The organism is Streptomyces sp. NPDC033131 (genome assembly GCF_055578365.1).
In genome coordinates this window covers 1-16,378 of sequence record NZ_JBVIPA010000084.1, presented here as the reverse complement: position 1 = coordinate 16,378, position 16,378 = coordinate 1, and the positions used below count along the sequence as shown (strand labels likewise).

Sequence of the window (16,378 nt, the reverse complement as noted above, 5' to 3'; positions counted from 1 at the left end):
TGCTGCGTCATACCTCACATTCTATCAGATTCCGTGTAAGCAGCTGCTGTCGGCCGGTGGCCGCAGACGCCGAATCGCCCTGGAGGCGATTCGCCCTTCCCTGCCCTGCTCCGCAGGAGCTTCGTTTCCTCCCCGGCCTGAAGGCCGGGGTATCCACGAAGGAGTCACGATGAACGACTACGGCGACCAGGGGTGAACGTCTCCGGGTGTGCGGGGCCCCGTACAGGCGTGGTCGAGCAGGCGTAGTCTTGGATTGGACTAGACCTGTACAGACGTGCAGCCAGAGCTGTAGCCGCCCGACGAATGGGGACCCATGAGCAAGCGTGCAGTCCTGGAGGTGATCGCCCTCGACGTCGAGGACGCCGTCGCCGCCCAGGCCGGAGGCGCGGACCGACTCGAGCTGGTCACCGACATCGCTGCCGACGGGCTGACCCCGTCGGCCGCGACGGTCGCCGGGATCCGGGCCGCCGTCGACATCTCGCTGCGCGTGATGCTGCGGCCCGCGGACGGGTTCGCGGCGGGAGCCGCCGAGGACGTCGACCGACTCGTGCGGGTCGCCGGGGAGATGCGGGCGGCGGGCGCCGAGGAGTTCGTGCTCGGGTTCCTCGACGAGGCCGGCGGAGTGGATCTGCCGGCCGTGGAACGGGTGGCCGGAGCGCTGGCCGGCTGCCGGTGGACCTTCCACCGGGCGATCGACCACTGCGCCGACCGGGACGCCCTGCGCAAGCAGCTCGACGGGCTGCCCGGCCTCGACACCCTCCTCACCGCCGGTTCGGCGTCCGGCGTGGACGACGGCCTCCCCGCCCTGCTCGCCGAGGCGGCGCGCAGGCGGGACGGGGAGCCGGGGTACGAGCCGCGGATCCTGGTGGGCGGAGGGCTGCGCCTGGACCACGTGCCCACACTCCGGGCCGCCGGGATCGACGCCTTTCACATCGGCGGGGCCGCCCGGCCGGACGGCTGGGACCGCCCGGTGTCGGCGGCGGCGGTCGCTCAGTGGCGGCGGGTGCTGGACGGCACGTGACGTCGGCAGCCCTCCCGCGCAGCCCCTGGCCCTAGCCGAGTTGGCCGGGCAGCGGGGCCGCGTGCGTCACGATCAGGCCCGACACCGCTCGGGTCAGGGTCACGTACAGGCGTCGCAGGCCGGTGCGTTCGTCGGGTTCGCCGTCGACCACGGCCTGGGGTTCGTCGAGGACCACGTAGTCGTACTCCAGGCCCTTGGCCAGTGAGGCCGGGACCAGGGTCAGGCGGGTTTCCGCCGTGGTCTCCTCGCCGGGGGCCAGATGCCCGATGCCCGCCTCGGCCAGCGCCCCGGCCAGCGCCGGGACACGGGCGTCGGCGGCGATCAGGCCGGTGGAACCCTCGCGGCGCAGCAACTCCTCGCAGGCGGCGACCACTTCGGCGGTACCGGAGATCGCGCGGACCTCGAAGAGGCCCGGGTTCTCACGGACCGAGGCGACCGGGGTCAGACCCGGGGCGATGTGCGGGAGGAGGCGGGAGGCGTACGTGATGACGTCGGTCGGCACGCGGAAACCGGCCGTCAGTTCCTCGATCACGCCGTCCGTCTTGCCGAGGTGGGCGAGGGCCTCCTCCCAACTCCGGGTCGCCCACGGGGTGGTGCCCTGGGCGAGGTCGCCGAGGACGGTGGCCGAACCGGTGGTGCAGCGGCGGCCGACGGCCCGGTACTGCATGGGGGACAGGTCCTGCGCCTCGTCCAGCACCACGTGCCCGAGCGAGTGCGTGCGCTGGATCAGGTCGTTCGCCTCGTCGATGAGCACCGCGTCCGCGGGCGCCCACCGGGCGGACTTCACGGACCGCACGTTCTTCGCCCACAGGATCGTCTTCTGCTCGTCCTCGGTCAGGACTCCGTCCGCGTGCACGGCGAGGAAGTCCGCGTCCGTGAGCAGCCGCAGCACGAGTTTCGCCGGGTCGACGGGCGGCCAGATCGCCTTGACGGCCGCCTTGACCGCGCTGTTGCGGGCCACCGCGTCCTGCACCCGGTCGTCCGGGGCCTCGCCGGAGCGTTCCATCTGGACCAGCACGGCGTGCGCGATGCGCTGCGGAAGGGCCTCGCGGGCGGCGCCGTAACGGATGTCGCGGTCGAGCAACTCGCGCACGATCTCCTCGAGTTCGTACGCCGGGACCCGCCAGCGGCGCGAGCCGCGCACGACGACGACCGGCTCGGCCGGCATGCTCACGTGCGCGTACACGGCCCGCCGCAGCACCTCCGCCATCCTCGCGTCGCCCTTGATGACCGCCGCGGCCGCGTCGTCCGTACCCCGCACCTCCGCGGTCCGGGAGACCAGGTCGTCGACGGTGGCCTGCTCGACCGCCAGCTCGCCCAGCGCGGGCAGCACCTGCTCGATGTAGTGCAGGAAGGACCTGTTCGGCCCGATGACGAGGGTGCCGGTGCGGGCGAGCCGGTCGCGGTGGGCGTAGAGGAGGTAGGCGACGCGGTGCAGGCCGACGGCCGTCTTCCCGGTTCCCGGCCCCCCCTGCACGCACACCGTCCCGCCGAGCCCGGAGCGCACGATCTCGTCCTGCTCGGGCTGGATGGTCGCCACGATGTCCCGCATCGGGCCCACGCGCGGGCGCTCGATCTCCTGCTGGAGCAGCTTGCTGGTGCCCGCGGCCTCCGCCGGGTCGGACAGGTGCTCGTCCTCGTACGCCGTGAGGTCGCCGCCCGTGTAACCGAAGCGGCGGCGCAGTCCGATGTCCATCGGGGCCTTCTTGGACGCCCGGTAGAACGGCTGCGAGACCGGCGCACGCCAGTCGATGACCATCGGGTCGCCGTCGTGGTCGTGCACGTGCCGGCGCCCGATGTAGAAGCGCTCTCCTTCGCCGCCCTCGGCCTGCTCGGAGCCGGGGGCGTGCAGGTAGTCGAGCCGGCCGAAGAACAGCGGGGTGTGGCTGAGGTCGGCGAGCGCCTTGATGCGTTCGCCGACCTGGCGCTCCAGGATCTGCGCGTTGACCCAGTTCGCGGTGACGTCGCTGATGTCCAGGGACTCGGCGTCCTCGCGCATGGCCCGCAGGGCGGCGCGGGACCGGGCGAGGTGGGCGCGCTCGCGGGCGAGGGGATCGTCGGCGACGGGCGTGGCGGGGCTGGACAAGGGGGTGCCTCCGGAAGGACCTGCGGGGTGGGTGGCGCGGGATACCGACCGGTTTCCGTCCGGGCGGCGGCACTCCGTGGGGAGGCGGGCAAGAGCGGAGATTGTAGGTGAGCCGCGCGTCCGGGAGCGAATGGTTTTCCCCACTCATGAGCGAACGGCTTTCGTCGCCCCCGGACTCGTGGCCCGCGCCGCCCCCTAGGGGACGTCCCCTCCATCCTGAGGGTGGCCGGTAGCCCCGAAGGACTATGCGGCGACCGCCCGGGTTCGGCCCCCGGACCGATGCCGTCCTTACGCCCGGAAAGCCACCATGGAGGTATGAGCGCAGCAACCGTCCACCCAGCCCCGCGCCCGCCCCGTCCGGCCGGCGCCACCCCTGTTCTCGGCAGCCACCGGCACGTCCTCGGCGAGGCCCTGCGCGCCGTGAAGGTCTTCGCCCGCGCCGTCTTCGACGTCGTCATCCTCGGGGAGTACGGCGAGGAGGCGCACGTCCGCCGCAGGTGAGGTGCCCTCCTCCTGGGCGCTCAGCTGTCCGCGAGCAGTTCGTCCGCGTCCACGATCCGGTAGGCGTACCCCTGCTCCGCGAGGAACCGCTGCCGGTGCGCGGCGAAGTCCTGGTCGATGGTGTCCCGGGCGACCACGGAGTAGAAGTGGGCCTGGTGACCGTCCGCCTTCGGCCGCAGCACCCGCCCCAGCCGCTGTGCCTCCTCCTGCCGTGACCCGAAGGTCCCCGACACCTGGATGGCGACCGTCGCCTCGGGCAGGTCGATGGAGAAGTTCGCCACCTTCGACACCACCAGCACGCTGATCTCACCCTGCCGGAAGGCCTCGAAAAGCTTCTCGCGCTGCGCGTTGGACGTCTCGCCCTTGATCACGGGCGCGTCGAGGTGCTCTCCCAGCTCGTCGAGCTGGTCGATGTACTGCCCGATGACGAGGATCTGCTGCCCGGCGAACCGGCGCACGATCGCCTCCGTGACCTTCCGCTTGGTCACGGTCGTCGCGCAGAAGCGGTACTTCTCCTCGGTCTCGGCGGTGGCGTACGCGAGCCGCTCGGCGTCCGTCAGGTTCACCCGGACCTCGACGCAGTCGGCGGGCGCGATGTACCCCTGCGCCTCGATCTCCTTCCACGGCGCGTCGAACCGCTTGGGCCCGATGAGCGAGAACACGTCGGACTCCCGCCCGTCCTCCCGCACGAGGGTCGCGGTCAGACCCAGCCGCCGCCGCGCCTGCAGATCCGCCGTGAACTTGAAGACCGGCGCCGGCAGCAGGTGCACCTCGTCGTAGAGGATCAGGCCCCAGTCCCGGGAGTCGAAGAGCTCCAGGTGCGGATAGACGCCCTTCCGCCGGGTCGTCAGCACCTGGTAGGTGGCGATGGTGACGGGCCGGATCTCCTTCCTCGTCCCGCTGTACTCGCCGATCTCCTCCTCGGTCAGGGAGGTCCGCTTCACCAGCTCGTGCTTCCACTGCCGCGCGGAGACGGTGTTCGTGACGAGGATGAGGGTGGTCGACTTGGCCTGTGCCATGGCCCCGGCGCCGACGAGCGTCTTCCCGGCCCCACAGGGCAGGACGACCACACCGGACCCGCCGTGCCAGAAGTTCTCCACGGCCTGCTTCTGGTACGGCCTGAGCGCCCATCCCTCCTCGGCCAGCTCGATCGCGTGCGCCTCGCCGTCGACGTACCCCGCGAGGTCCTCGGCCGGCCAGCCCAGCTTGAGCAGCGTCTGCTTGATCTGCCCGCGCTCGGAGGGGTGCACGGCGACGGTGTCGGGGTCGATGCGGTTGCCGACCAGCGGGGCGATCCGCTTCGAGCGCAGGACCTCCTCCAGGACCGGACGGTCGGTGGAGGTGAGGACCAGTCCGTGCGCCGGGTGCTTGGACAGGGTCAGGCGGCCGTAGCGGTCCATCGTCTCCGCGATGTCCACGAGCAGCGCGTGCGGCACCGGGTACCGGCTGAACTCCACCAGCGCGTCCACGACCTGCTCGGCGTCGTGCCCGGCCGCCCGCGCGTTCCACAGCCCGAGCGGCGTCACCCGGTAGGTGTGGATGTGCTCCGGCGCCCGCTCCAGCTCCGCGAACGGCGCGATGACCCGACGGCAGTCGTCCGCCCGCTCGTGGTCGACTTCGAGCAGCAGAGTCTTGTCCGACTGGACGATGAGTGGACCATTCACGCTCGGCACCCTTTCCGAAGGCCGGAGGTCAGGAGGTCACGGCCAAACGTCCAGTGTGCCTTACCGGCTGCGGATCGGGTGGGGGGTGCGTCACAGTGCGGCCCTGCCGGAGGCGTGCGGGCCGCACTGTGCGGGTCGAAGGGGGCGGTCGAGGGGGACGGCTGCCGGATGCGCCCCGCTACTTCAGCGTGGGCAGGTTGACGTTGTTGAGCAGGGGCCCTTCGACGGAGACGCCCTCGGTGACCAGTGGCTCGACGGCGGCGACCGGGAGGGGCAGCGGCAACGCGGCGGCCGAGGGCGCCAGCGCGCCCAGGACAGCGGCGGCGGCCACGGCGGTGGTGACGCCTGCGGTGACGGCGGAACGGGTGGGGACGGGGCACTTGGTACGCATGGGGACGTGCGGGCCTTTCACCTACGGACGGAAGGGGGCGACGGACGGAAGGGGACGGGCCGGTCCGGGAACGCCGGACCGGCCCGGGGACGAGCGCGGCGCGTCAGATCTGCGGAGTTTCGAGGACCAGCCCCGCGATGTCGATGCCGACGGCGGCGGCCTGGGTGGCGAAGGCGCCGATCATCAGGGCGGTGGCGGTCAGAACGGCGGCGACACGACGGGCAGCACGCATGGGGGACTCCCTTTTTCTGTTGCACTCGCCCGGGCCGCCTGCGGGGCCGCTCGGGCGTGATCAGGACATCCCGTGGCTGCCCGGCGGCTCGCGCCGGAATGCGGGAGGCCGGGCAAGCTCCCTCATGGGTGGGAAGTGTCCGGCGTGGCGTGCATGATCACGGACGTACACCCGTGGGAGTGAGACAGCGACCGCCCTCAGAGCTGGTCCTCCGCCAGCTCCGCGACCCCCGTCACCCGGTGCAGCGGATACGTCCGTACCTCGTCCGCCGTGTGGTCGAACGCCGTGACGAAGCCGCCCTCGACGCGGATCGGGGCGATGAGGCGCTGGGTGGCGGTGCCCTCGGCGTTGACGTAGCCGATCCACAGGGCCTCGCCGGTGAGGACGGCGGCCTGCATGGTGGCAAGGGTCTCGGCCGGGCTGGTGCGAGGGAGGTCGCCGCCGGTGACGGGTGTGGCCGCCGTCGGCTTGAGGGGGGTGGTGGAGGCCAGGTCGCCGGCGCGGATGGCGCGGACCGCGGCGTTCAGGAGGGTCGCGTCGGGGACCGGGGGGCCCTCCGGCACCGGCGCGGGCGCGGTGCGCGGCGGGGTGCGGTGGGCGTGGGCGCGGGAGATCAGGACATCGCCCTCGGCGGACTCGGCGGCCGGCGCGAACCCCATCGCGCGCAGCCCGTCGAGCAGGGCGGCAGGGTCGGCCTGGGTGGCCAGGACCGTGGGGGCCAGGCGGCGCAGGCGGAGGCCCGCGGCACGCTTGTCGGCCATGATCTCGTTGAGCAGCGCGTCGTCGTCGCAGCGGACGTAGGCGGAGGCGGCACCGACGCGCAGATGGCCGTGCCTGCGCGCCACGTCGTCGATCAGGTACGACAGCGGCTGCGGAACCGGCGTACGGGAGTGCTCGGCCAGGAACGCGTGCAGGTCGGAGGCGGCCCGGCCGGAGTCCAGGGCGCGGCGCACCGAACCCGGCGTGAACCGGTAGACGGTCGCCCCGCCCTTCGACTCCACGTCGGCGAGGACCCCCAGCGTCTCCGCCAGCGGCCGCCGCAACGGCCCCGGCGCCACCGCCGTCAGGTCGGCCTGGAGCAGCACATGGTCCAGCGGCTCGGGGAGGAGGGGGGCCAGAAGGCGGGCGGCCGTCGCGGAGGCGGTGGCCTGTTCGGGGGGCGAGAGGGGCTCGACGGCCGGCACGGGGTGGTGGTGGACGGGGAGCTTGTCGCCGGGCCCGACGGGTTCCTCCGCTGCCGCTTTCGGTGCCGGCGCGCCCATCAGCGCCCGCCCCTGCGTCGACATCGCGCCCCGGCCGGTCACGCCCAGCAGCTCCGCCTCCGACAGCGTCCACCGGGCGAGCCGGGCCCGCAGGTCGTCCTCCCGCTGCGGTCCGCGCAGAGGGCGCTCCCAGCTCAGGCGGGCCAGCACCGACTCGGCGGACGGCGAGGCGCCCGCCGGCAGCCCGGCCAGCAGGGTCAGCACCCGGTGCCGCACCTCGGGCGCGGCCGAGCGGTCCAGCCCCGGACCCAGCGCCGACAACGTGCGTTCCTTCATGTCCCGGCCGCCCACCAGCCCGGACGTCCGCGTGGCCGTCAGCCACGCCTCGGCGAGCCCGGCCCAGCGCCGGGCCGGGGGCTGCTCCAGCCACTCGTCGTAGGCCGGTGTCGCCGCGTACCGCTCGTCGGGCTCCCCGTCGGAGGCCAACAGGCCGGCCGCGTAGGCGAGTTCGATCCAGAACGCGGCCATCGGCTCGGACACGTCGAGGGCGACGGCGGTCCGCTTCAGGTCACGGACACTGAGCCCGCCCGCCCGCAGCACCGCGGGCCCGCCCTCGTGCCAGTCCTTCAGCAGCTCCTCGACGGTCGCCAGCGCGGTGTACGCCTGTCCGGCCGCCGCCGCGTCCACAACCTGTGGACGATGGGTGGCCGCGGCCTCCACGGGGGGCGGCAGCGGCTCGGCGGCCCGGTGCGCCCGGCCACCGCGCAGATGCAGGGCCACCTCCCGGGGAAGCACGACCGTCCCCGGCGCCGTCGGCAGCAGCAGACCCCGGTCGACGAGCCAGCGCAGATGGGCCGCGGGATCCGCGGTGACCTGGCCGTACGGCGGTCCCCAGACCAGCCGGGCCAGCACCTCCCGCGACTGCTCCGGGGCACCGGCGAGCAGCGCCCCCATCCGCTTCCGGTTCCTGAACAGCGCGGTGAGCGCCGCCACCGCCGAGACCGCGTCGTGCGTGGACGCCAGCCCCGCCGCCGTCACGATGTCCTGGATACGGCCCGGCGACATGCCCGAGGTCGCCTCCTGGACCGTCGGCCCCAGCCCCGTCGGCGACGGATGCTGCGGCGAGGGCGCCAGCAGCTCCCGGGCCGTGCGCACGAGCCGCAGCCGGTCGTCGCCGCCCCACACCAGCGCCTGCTCGCGCAGCGTCCCGAGGGCCCGGGGCAGCGCGGCCGTGACCGCCGGGTCCCGCTCGTCGCCCGCCATCAGCCCGAGCAGGACCTCGTACGCCGCCGGGTCCGCCGCCACCGCCAGCGCCTCCGCCGCCTGCAACGCGAACCGGTCGAGCCGCTCCAGGGCACGGACGACCGACGCGCGCGTGCCGGCGCGGGTCGCGAGCTGGGTGAGGTCGGTGGGGACGGGCGTGATGAGGTCGGGACGGGCGCGCAGGAGTGCGGCCAGGGAGGCGTCGTCCCTGGCACGGAGCGCTTCGGCGAGGGAGCGCGGCGGTGCTGCCGGGTTGCTCATCCGACCCACGGTAGCGGGTGGGTACGACGACGGGGCGCCCCAGCTGCGGGCAATCGTGCCGCTGGGGCGATGGGGGAGGTGGGCGCAGCGGCACCCCGCAACGCCGGGCTGCGCGAGCCACCTTGCCGACCCACCCCGCCCGCCGACGCGCTGCCCGCCGCTACGGCATATGTGCCCACCCGCGATACCGTCGTCCGACGAGGTATCCAACGCGCCAACCCCGGAGGGGACTTCGTGGGTATCGAGAGCGACCAGGTCGTCTACGAGTATCTGAGCCGCGTCGGTGACGTGGCGCAGCAGCGGCAGCTGCCGTCGGCCACCCGGATGCGCCTGGTGTCGGAGCTGCGCAACGAGATCGACCGGCGCCGCGCGAAGGTCACCGTCGACAGCCCCGCGGCCGTCCGCCGCATCATCGACCGCCTGGGCAGCCCCGACGAGGTCGTCCAGGCCGCCGGCGGGACCGGCGCCGCACCGCAGGCGGCGGCCGCCGCCGTGCCCGTACAGCGGGACCGGGAAGCGGAGGAGGGCGGCCGGACGAAGGGGCTGCGGCGGGTCGTACCGCGGCCGAGGCCGGCCCAGGCGTCCCCCGACCCCGGTCCGTCCGACGCGCCCTCCCCGCCGCACATGGCGAGCACGCACGAGCTCGGGGACAGCGCCACGCAGCCGGACTGGTGGCGGGTGGACAGCAGCCCGTTCGGGGTGGGCGACAGCGTGCCCGGTTTCGTCGGCGGCGTGGAGATCCCGGAGCTGCTCAGGCCTCCGCCGCCGAAGGAGGAGCCGGCGGCCGAGAAGGAGACCGCCGAAGCGCAGCCCGCGCTCCCGGTCCGCCGAAAGACGGGGACCCTCGGGAAGCTGGTCCGGCTCGGGAAGACCGCTCCCGCTCCCGCGCCCGTCGTGGAGGCCGTGGCCGAGGCGCCCGCCGCCCGCCGCCGCTTCCGGCTCCTGGGCGGCGGCACCGGAGGCGACGGCGGCACGGGCGGCTGGACCAACCCCTTCCTCCTGCTCGCCGCCGCACTGCTCGTCGCCGGTGCCGTGCTCGGCAACTGGATCGTCCTCGTGCTGGGCTGGGGCATCGCCTACGCGTCGCGGCGGCTGAGCGACGCCGAGACGAAGTGGGCGGTCGTGATCCTGCCCGGCCTGTCCCTGACGGCCGGTGCGGTGTGGCTGTGGGGGCGGACCGAGGGCCGGTGGGGCGACCCCGTCGCCGAGGGGCACATGAACGACGCGCTCGCGCAGACCTGGCCGTGGGTGGTGCGGGGTGCGGCGGTCGCGTCGGCGCTGTTCCTGGTGTGGCGGTCGCAGCGGCGGCGATAGGCCCCGGGTACGGGCAGGGGCACACGGCCCGCCTGCCGGTGACCGCGGCTGGGCACAATGGCCGATATGGCCTCCACGACCTCTCCCGCGCTGACCGTCGGCTTCGACCTCGACATGACCCTCATCGACTCCCGGCCCGGCATCCACGCCTGCTACCTGGCGCTGTCCGAGCGGACGGGGACGTACATCGACGCCGATCTGGCGGTCACCAGGCTCGGGCCGCCGCTCGCTCAGGAACTGGTCAACTGGTTCCCGGCGGAGCGTGTCGAGCCCATGGCCGACCTGTACCGCGCGATGTACCCGGCCATCGCCATCGTGCCGACACCGGCGATGCCCGGCGCCCGCGAGGCGATAGCGGCGGTGCGGGCGGCCGGCGGACGCGCCATCGTCGTCACCGCCAAGCACGAGCCCAACGCCGAGCTGCACCTCAGGCACCTGGGCATCGCACCCGACGAGGTCATCGGCGACCTGTGGGCGGAGCAGAAGGCGGACGCGCTGCGCGAGCACGACGCGGGCGTCTACGTCGGCGACCACGTCGGAGACGTACGCGGCGCGCGGAAGGCCGGCGCGCTCTCGGTCGCGGTGGCCACCGGCCCGTGCGACCCGGACGAACTGCGGACGGCGGGCGCGGACGTCGTGCTCGATGACCTCACCGGGTTCCCCGGCTGGCTGGCGGCCTACCTCCCGGCCCGCGCCTGACGGCGCCCCGCCGCTACCGACTGGAGCACTCCGGCACCGGCCAGCAGGAAACCGACGCCCATGAGCATGCTCAGGCCGAACATGTACGTCGGAAAGGGCGTCGTACCGAGCAGCATCGGGGCCACCGTGACCAAAGTGGCCACCGCGCCGATGAAGAAGACGAGCGCACCGGCGCGGATCAGTCGGTCACCGGGCTCGGCGGAATTCGTTTGGGTTTTGTCACGCACCGGACCAGGGTAGTTCCCTGCGCGAAGGAACAACCGGGCGACGCCTTGTCACCGGCCTGAAGACCATTAGCCTGGGAACCGGCGGGTCCCGACGACCCGCCCCAGTGCTATCAAGAGCCGTTTCCAGAAGCAGTTTTCCGACGAGTACGAGGACGAGGACAGACGTGCCTACCGGCAAGGTCAAGTGGTTCAACAGCGAGAAGGGCTTCGGCTTTCTCTCCCGCGACGACGGCGGTGACGTCTTCGTGCATTCCTCGGTCCTCCCCGCCGGAGTCGAGATGCTCAAGCCGGGCCAGCGAGTCGAGTTCGGTGTCGTCGCCGGCCAGCGCGGCGACCAGGCTCTTTCGGTCACCATCCTCGACCCGACGCCCTCGGTCGCGGCCGCGACCCGCAAGAAGCCGGACGAACTGGCCTCCATCGTCCAGGATCTGACGACCCTCCTCGAAAACATCACGCCGATGCTGGAAAGGGGCCGTTACCCCGACAAGACCGCCGGCGCGAAGATCGCCGGCCTGCTGCGGGCGGTCGCCGACCAGCTCGACGTATAACCGCTCCCTACGGGAAATCCAGCGCGTTCGGGCCGAGGGGCGGTACCAGCCCCTCGGCCGCCGCGCGCGTGAGCAGCCCGCGCACGGCCGCGTAACCGTCCGCGCCCAGATCCGCCGTGAATTCGTTGACGTACAGCCCGATGTGCTGGTCGGCGACGGCCGGATCCATTTCCTGGGCGTGCTCCATGACATACGGGCGGGAAACCGCGGGATCGTCCCAGGCCGCGCGGACGGACGTCCGGATCGAGTCGGCGAGCAGTGTCAGGGTCTCGGCGCCCAGCGACCGCCTGGCGATGATCGCGCCCAGCGGGATCGGCAGCCCGGTCGTGTTCTCCCAGTGCTCGCCCATGTCCGCGAGCTTGTGCAGCCCGTAGTTCTGGTACGTGAAACGCGCCTCGTGGATGACGAGTCCCGCGTCGACCTTCCCGTCCCGCACGGCGGGCATGATCTCGTGGAACGGCATCACCACGATCTCGCCCACACCTCCGGGAAGCGTGTCCGCCGCCCACAGCCGGAACAGCAGGTACGCGGTCGACCTCTCGCTCGGCACGGCGACCGTACGGCCCGTCAGGTCCCCCGGCCCGCGGGTGAGGACGAGCGGCCCGCAGCCCCGGCCCAGCGCACCCCCGCACGGCAGCAGCGCGTACGCGTCGAGGACGTACGGCAGCACGGCGTACGACACCTTCAGCACGTCGGACTCGCCGCGCTCGGCCATGCCGTTGGTGATGTCGATGTCCGCGAAGCTCACGTCGAGGGCGGGCGCGCCGGGGACGCGGCCGTGGGCGAGGGCGTCGAAGGTGAAGGTGTCGTTGGGGCAGGGCGAGTACGCGATCCGCAAAGACTGCGAAGACGGCACCGGCTGCGAAGACTGCGACGGCTCACTGGTCATGTGGGTTCCAACTCTCCAGGACGGGTGTGAGCTTCCCGAAGGCCGTCGTCAAAGCGCTCAGCGCGTCACCGATGCGCCAGGCGGCCCGGTCGCGCGGGCCGACCGGGTTGGAGACGGCCCGCAGTTCGAGGACCGGCACGCGGTGCGCGGCGGCCGCCTCGGCGACGCCGAAGCCCTCCATGGCCTCGGCGAGGGCGCGGGGGTGGCGCTCGCGCAGGGCGGTGGCCCGGACGGCCGTACCGGTCACCGTCGACACGGTCAGGACCGTGCCGGGGCGCGCCCCGGTCGCCGACACGACAGCTCGTACGAGTGTTTGTGGCGGACGGTGGGTGACGGTCCCGAAGCCCAGCTCGGTCACCGGCAGGAACCCGTCGGCCGTCTCTGCCCCCAGGTCGGCCGCGGTGATCTCGTCGGCGACGACGAGCGAGCCGAGGGGTGCCTCCGGCTGGAAACCGCCGGCGATCCCGGCGGAGACGACGAGGCCGTACGGGGCGCCTTCGAGCGCGGCCGCGGTGAGGGCGGCGGCGGTGGAGGCGGCGGCGAGGGCGGGGCCGACGCCGGCCGCGAGAAGGTCGTACCCGCCGGGCACCGGGTGGAGCGTCCCGCCCGGTATCGGCACCTCACGAGGGGTGCCCGGGAACGCGCGCGCCACCGCGTCCCGTTCGACCGGGACCGCGGTGGCTACGAGGATGCGCATGGACGAAGGCGGATCAGCTGTCCGCGTTCTTCAGCTTGAAGTTCCAGGCGCCCTTGTACACCTTGCTGGCCGTCGAGTCGGTCTTGTCCTGCTCGACGATGCTGATGTTCAGTTCCTTCGGCGCGGCCTGGCCCTGCTGGTCGGCGAAGAGGTCGACACCCTCGAAGGAGTAGTACGTCTTCTTGTAGACGTTGGTGACCTGCTGGCCGTTGATCCACAGGGCCCAGCCCGTCTCGGCCACCTCGGGGTCGACACCGATGCGCAGCGTCTCGCTCTGCGGCACCTCGATCGTGTGCGACGCCTTCTTGACGGCGCACTTGGTGGCCTCTTCCCTGCCGAGGTCCTTGCCGTCGTCGTAGCAGGCGGCCTCGGCGCTCACCGAGTCCGAGCCGACCGTCACGGTGGCGCGCGGCGTCGGCTTGTCGCAGGCCGACAGGGCGAGCAGTCCGGCGGATACGGCGCCGGCGGCGGCGACGACGCGGCGGCGTCGCACTACGGATTGCAGCATGGTCATGGCCGAAGGCTATCGGGCGCGCCCACCCACCCTCCTACGCGGGGGTGCGACGTGCCGTGCGTTACGCCACCCTCGGTCGCGCGGGGCCCCCGTGGCGGGCCGACGCCAGCAGGCCCCTGACGGTGGCCAGCCAGCCGGTGGCGACGATCGCGGCGCCCACGAACAGGCCCAGTGTGCCGTTGAGAGGCATCACGATGCCGACAGCGCCGCCGAACACCCAGGACACCTGGAGGATCGTCTCGGAGCGCGCGAACGCCGACGTCCGCACCTGCTCCGGCACGTCCCGCTGGATCAGCGCGTCCAGCGACAGCTTGGCGAGGGCCTGCGCGAACCCGGCGACCGCCGCCAGACACGCCACGAGGAACGCGCCGAAGAAGATGGCCGCCGTGATCGCCGCGGCGATCACGCACGCCACCACCGTCACGATGATGAGCTCCGGCGCCTTCGACCGCAGCCACGCCCCGACCGCCGTACCGAGCGCGTTGCCCGTGCCCGCCGCGGCGATCACTATGCCCAGCGACACGGCCGCGCTCTCCCCGGTCAGCGGATGCTCCCGCAGCAGGAAGGCGAGGAAGAAGATCAGGAATCCGGACAGACAGCGCACCCCGGCGTTGGCCCCGAGGGCGTGCGTGACGGCGATGCCGACCGTGCGCAGCCCCGGCCGCTTGACCGGCTTGAGGTGCGGCCCGTGCAGATGCGCCTCGTCCGCGGCCAGCAGCGCCACGTCCTCGCCCTTGGCCGAGTCGACCTTCGGCGGCAGGGTGAAGGACAGGAACGTACCCACCATGAAGATCACGAAGGCGCCGTAGAGCGGCCAGCTCGACCCGATCGACTGCAGCCCCGCCGCGATCGGCGCGGCGACGCCGGTCGCGAGCAGCCCGCCGAGGGTGACCCGCGAGTTGGCCTTCACCAGGGAGAAGCGGGGTGGGAGCAGCCGGGGCACCACGGCGCTTCTGACGACCCCGTACGCCTTCGAGGCGACGAGCACCCCCAGCGCCGCCGGATACAGCTCCAGGCTGCCGCTGGCGACCGCCCCGGAGAGGATCAGCGCGAGCAGCGCCCGGGCCAGCATCGCGCCCGCCATCGCCGCCCGGCGGCCGTGCGGGATGCGGTCCAGGAGCGGGCCGATCACCGGGGCGAGGACCGTGAAGGGCGCCATCGTGATCGCGAGATAGAGCGCGACGCGTCCCCGGGCCTCGTCCGTGGGGACCGAGAAGAACACCGTGGAGGCCAGCGCGACCGTGATCATCACATCCCCGGCGCCGTTCACACCGTGCAGCTCGATCAGCTTGCCGAGCCCGGACTCGCCGGCCCCGTGCGCGTGCGTCGCCTTGCGGATGCCGCGAGCGGGACCCGTCACCGGCAGATGCAGGGCACGACCGATCGCGCGGAGAGGGCCTCCTGCCCGGCCCGACCCGCTTCCTCGGCCGCTCCCCTTGCTGCCTTTGATCTCTTTGGACATCCCTTTGGACCCACCGACCCCGGTGGCACCTTCGGGAGTCTTCGCGGCTGCCACCCCGTCATAGTGCCCCGAGAAAGCCGTGTGTAGTGCGGTTACCGCGCGTATGGAGGTGCACTTCTGAAAGCGAACAGACCCGTCGGTGTAGGCCAAGCGCACGCGAACAGGTAGCGTGCGTATCTCAGCCATCCCGCAGAATGGGTGGTACAGGTGCGCCCGAGTGTGAGTGGGCGCGGACGTCGACGCGGTCCTGTGGTCCGCTCCGTCCGCCCCGCCGCCGACAGGCAGACGCACCAGAGAGACGGCGTAGGAGAGAAGCGATACCTGTGAGCGCAGCGACCACGCGAAGCCGCACCCCCGACCGCCTGTGCGCCGAGGCCGTCGACCTCGCCCGCTCCGCCGCCGAGGAGGCCGCCGCACCAGGTGTGGTCGGCGAACACTCGGGGCTGGTGTCCGAGGGCGACCGTGTCGTCACGCACTTCTTCGAGTGCAAGGAACTCGGCTACCGGGGCTGGCGCTGGGCCGTCACGGTCGCCCGCGCCTCCCGCGCCAAGTTCGTCACCCTGGACGAGGTGGTGCTCCTGCCCGGCCCGGACGCCCTCCTCGCCCCCGAGTGGGTGCCCTGGAGCGAGCGGCTGCGCCCGGGCGACATGGGCCCCGGTGACCTCCTGCCCACCGACGCCGAGGACCTGCGCCTGGAGCCCGGCTACACCGGCGAGGACGAGCCGCTGCCGAGCTCGCCCGTCTCCGAGGAGATGGCCGAGCTGGTCGAGGCCGAGGACGCGGAGGTCACGCCGGGCGCCCCCGCGACCCTGCCCGTGGTCCCGGCCCGCGGTTCCATCGCCGCCGTCGCCGAGGAACTCGGCATGCGCCGGGCCCGCGTCCTGTCCCGCTACGGCCTGCACATCGCCGCCGACCGCTGGGAGGAGTCCTACGGCGCGAAGACCCCCATGGCCCAGGCCGCACCCGCGGCCTGCGTCAGCTGCGGTTTCCTCGTGCCGATCGGCGGCTCCCTGGGCCAGGCCTTCGGCATCTGCGCCAACGAGTTCGCCCCGGCCGACGGGCGCCTCGTCTCCCTGTCCTACGGCTGCGGAGGACACTCCGAGGCAGCGGTCATGCCCGCTCCGCCACGGCCGTCACCACCGGTGATCGACGAGACGACGGTGGATCCGTTCCCGCTGCGGCCGGCGCGGGACTCCGGGTCCGTACCGGATGTCTCCGACGAGGATGCGGCGGAGTTGGGGCACTCGTAGGGGGCCTGGTGGGAGTCTGATCCGGACACGGCACCAACTCGTGTCCAGGATCAGACTCGCTCGCTACCGGGATTCATTCGCAGTGCATCGGGCTTCAGCCCGGTGGTGAAGCGAATCTGATGGTTGCGACGCGGAGCGTCGCCGCGTCTGGTCCGGC

16 protein-coding genes are annotated in these 16,378 nt (G+C 72.9%); 6 read left to right on the top strand and 10 right to left on the bottom strand.

Annotation, left to right across the window (positions count from 1 at the left end):
• Positions 1 to 313: 313 nt before the first annotated feature.
• Positions 314 to 1,021 carry a copper homeostasis protein CutC gene (locus ACZ5XS_RS44730; protein WP_468661438.1) on the top strand — a complete coding sequence of 236 codons (708 nt, stop codon included), beginning with the start codon at positions 314 to 316 and terminating at the stop codon, positions 1,019 to 1,021.
• 31 nt (positions 1,022 to 1,052) lie between these two features.
• Here the strand turns inward: ACZ5XS_RS44730 and ACZ5XS_RS44725 are convergent, their stop codons facing one another.
• Positions 1,053 to 3,107 (bottom strand): HelD family protein, encoded by a 2,055-nt coding sequence (locus tag ACZ5XS_RS44725; RefSeq protein WP_468661436.1) that lies wholly within the window; start codon positions 3,105 to 3,107, stop codon positions 1,053 to 1,055.
• 315 nt (positions 3,108 to 3,422) lie between these two features.
• Here ACZ5XS_RS44725 and ACZ5XS_RS44720 point away from each other — a divergent pair, with 315 nt between their 5' ends.
• Positions 3,423 to 3,608, top strand: coding sequence for a hypothetical protein (locus tag ACZ5XS_RS44720; RefSeq protein ID WP_468661434.1), 186 nt, complete (start codon positions 3,423 to 3,425; stop codon positions 3,606 to 3,608).
• A gap of 20 nt (positions 3,609 to 3,628) precedes the next feature.
• On the opposite strand, the gene ACZ5XS_RS44715 is transcribed toward ACZ5XS_RS44720, so the two are convergent.
• The 4 genes from ACZ5XS_RS44715 to ACZ5XS_RS44700 all read right to left on the bottom strand — a co-directional run bounded on the left by ACZ5XS_RS44715 (position 3,629) and on the right by ACZ5XS_RS44700 (position 8,621).
• A complete protein-coding gene (locus tag ACZ5XS_RS44715; RefSeq protein ID WP_217236941.1) occupies positions 3,629 to 5,272 on the bottom strand; it encodes a DNA repair helicase XPB in 1,644 nt (547 codons plus the stop codon).
• 178 nt (positions 5,273 to 5,450) lie between these two features.
• Positions 5,451 to 5,663 carry a hypothetical protein gene (locus ACZ5XS_RS44710; protein ID WP_468661432.1) on the bottom strand — a complete coding sequence of 71 codons (213 nt, stop codon included), beginning with the start codon at positions 5,661 to 5,663 and terminating at the stop codon, positions 5,451 to 5,453.
• 103 nt (positions 5,664 to 5,766) lie between these two features.
• Positions 5,767 to 5,895 (bottom strand): hypothetical protein, encoded by a 129-nt coding sequence (locus tag ACZ5XS_RS44705; RefSeq protein WP_302185430.1) that lies wholly within the window; start codon positions 5,893 to 5,895, stop codon positions 5,767 to 5,769.
• A 197-nt stretch (positions 5,896 to 6,092) separates the two neighbouring features.
• Positions 6,093 to 8,621: a helicase-associated domain-containing protein gene (locus ACZ5XS_RS44700; RefSeq protein ID WP_468661430.1), complete on the bottom strand. Its 2,529-nt coding sequence runs from the start codon at positions 8,619 to 8,621 to the stop codon at positions 6,093 to 6,095.
• A gap of 234 nt (positions 8,622 to 8,855) precedes the next feature.
• On the opposite strand from ACZ5XS_RS44700, the gene ACZ5XS_RS44695 reads away from it, so the two are divergent.
• On the top strand, positions 8,856 to 9,935 hold the full coding sequence (locus ACZ5XS_RS44695; protein WP_468661428.1) for a hypothetical protein: 1,080 nt from the start codon (positions 8,856 to 8,858) through the stop codon (positions 9,933 to 9,935).
• A 66-nt stretch (positions 9,936 to 10,001) separates the two neighbouring features.
• The gene (locus ACZ5XS_RS44690) at positions 10,002 to 10,634 is read left to right on the top strand and encodes an HAD family hydrolase (RefSeq protein WP_468661426.1); all 633 of its coding nucleotides are present in this window, start codon (positions 10,002 to 10,004) and stop codon (positions 10,632 to 10,634) included.
• Here the strand turns inward: ACZ5XS_RS44690 and ACZ5XS_RS44685 are convergent.
• Positions 10,613 to 10,861, bottom strand: coding sequence for a hypothetical protein (locus tag ACZ5XS_RS44685; RefSeq protein ID WP_468661424.1), 249 nt, complete (start codon positions 10,859 to 10,861; stop codon positions 10,613 to 10,615). The two genes, ACZ5XS_RS44690 and ACZ5XS_RS44685, sit on opposite strands and share 22 nt — an antisense overlap.
• 164 nt (positions 10,862 to 11,025) lie before the next feature.
• On the opposite strand from ACZ5XS_RS44685, the gene ACZ5XS_RS44680 reads away from it, so the two are divergent.
• On the top strand, positions 11,026 to 11,409 hold the full coding sequence (locus ACZ5XS_RS44680) for a cold-shock protein (RefSeq protein WP_468661422.1): 384 nt from the start codon (positions 11,026 to 11,028) through the stop codon (positions 11,407 to 11,409).
• Between the two features lie 7 nt (positions 11,410 to 11,416).
• Here the strand turns inward: ACZ5XS_RS44680 and ACZ5XS_RS44675 are convergent, their stop codons facing one another.
• From ACZ5XS_RS44675 to ACZ5XS_RS44660, 4 genes are all read right to left on the bottom strand, one after another.
• The gene (locus ACZ5XS_RS44675; RefSeq protein ID WP_468661420.1) at positions 11,417 to 12,298 is read right to left on the bottom strand and encodes a 1,4-dihydroxy-6-naphthoate synthase; all 882 of its coding nucleotides are present in this window, start codon (positions 12,296 to 12,298) and stop codon (positions 11,417 to 11,419) included.
• Entirely contained in the window at positions 12,288 to 12,995 is a 708-nt protein-coding gene (locus ACZ5XS_RS44670; RefSeq protein ID WP_468661418.1) for a futalosine hydrolase, read from the bottom strand. The genes ACZ5XS_RS44675 and ACZ5XS_RS44670 overlap by 11 nt, the downstream gene beginning before the upstream one ends.
• 13 nt (positions 12,996 to 13,008) lie before the next feature.
• Positions 13,009 to 13,509 carry a hypothetical protein gene (locus ACZ5XS_RS44665; RefSeq protein ID WP_468661416.1) on the bottom strand — a complete coding sequence of 167 codons (501 nt, stop codon included), beginning with the start codon at positions 13,507 to 13,509 and terminating at the stop codon, positions 13,009 to 13,011.
• A 61-nt stretch (positions 13,510 to 13,570) separates the two neighbouring features.
• Positions 13,571 to 15,025 carry an MFS transporter gene (locus ACZ5XS_RS44660; RefSeq protein WP_468661414.1) on the bottom strand — a complete coding sequence of 485 codons (1,455 nt, stop codon included), beginning with the start codon at positions 15,023 to 15,025 and terminating at the stop codon, positions 13,571 to 13,573.
• A gap of 269 nt (positions 15,026 to 15,294) precedes the next feature.
• Between ACZ5XS_RS44660 and ACZ5XS_RS44655 the strand changes: the two genes are divergently transcribed.
• Positions 15,295 to 16,221, top strand: a complete 927-nt coding sequence (locus tag ACZ5XS_RS44655; protein WP_468661412.1) for a DUF3027 domain-containing protein — start codon at positions 15,295 to 15,297, stop codon at positions 16,219 to 16,221.
• Positions 16,222 to 16,378: the final 157 nt, after the last annotated feature.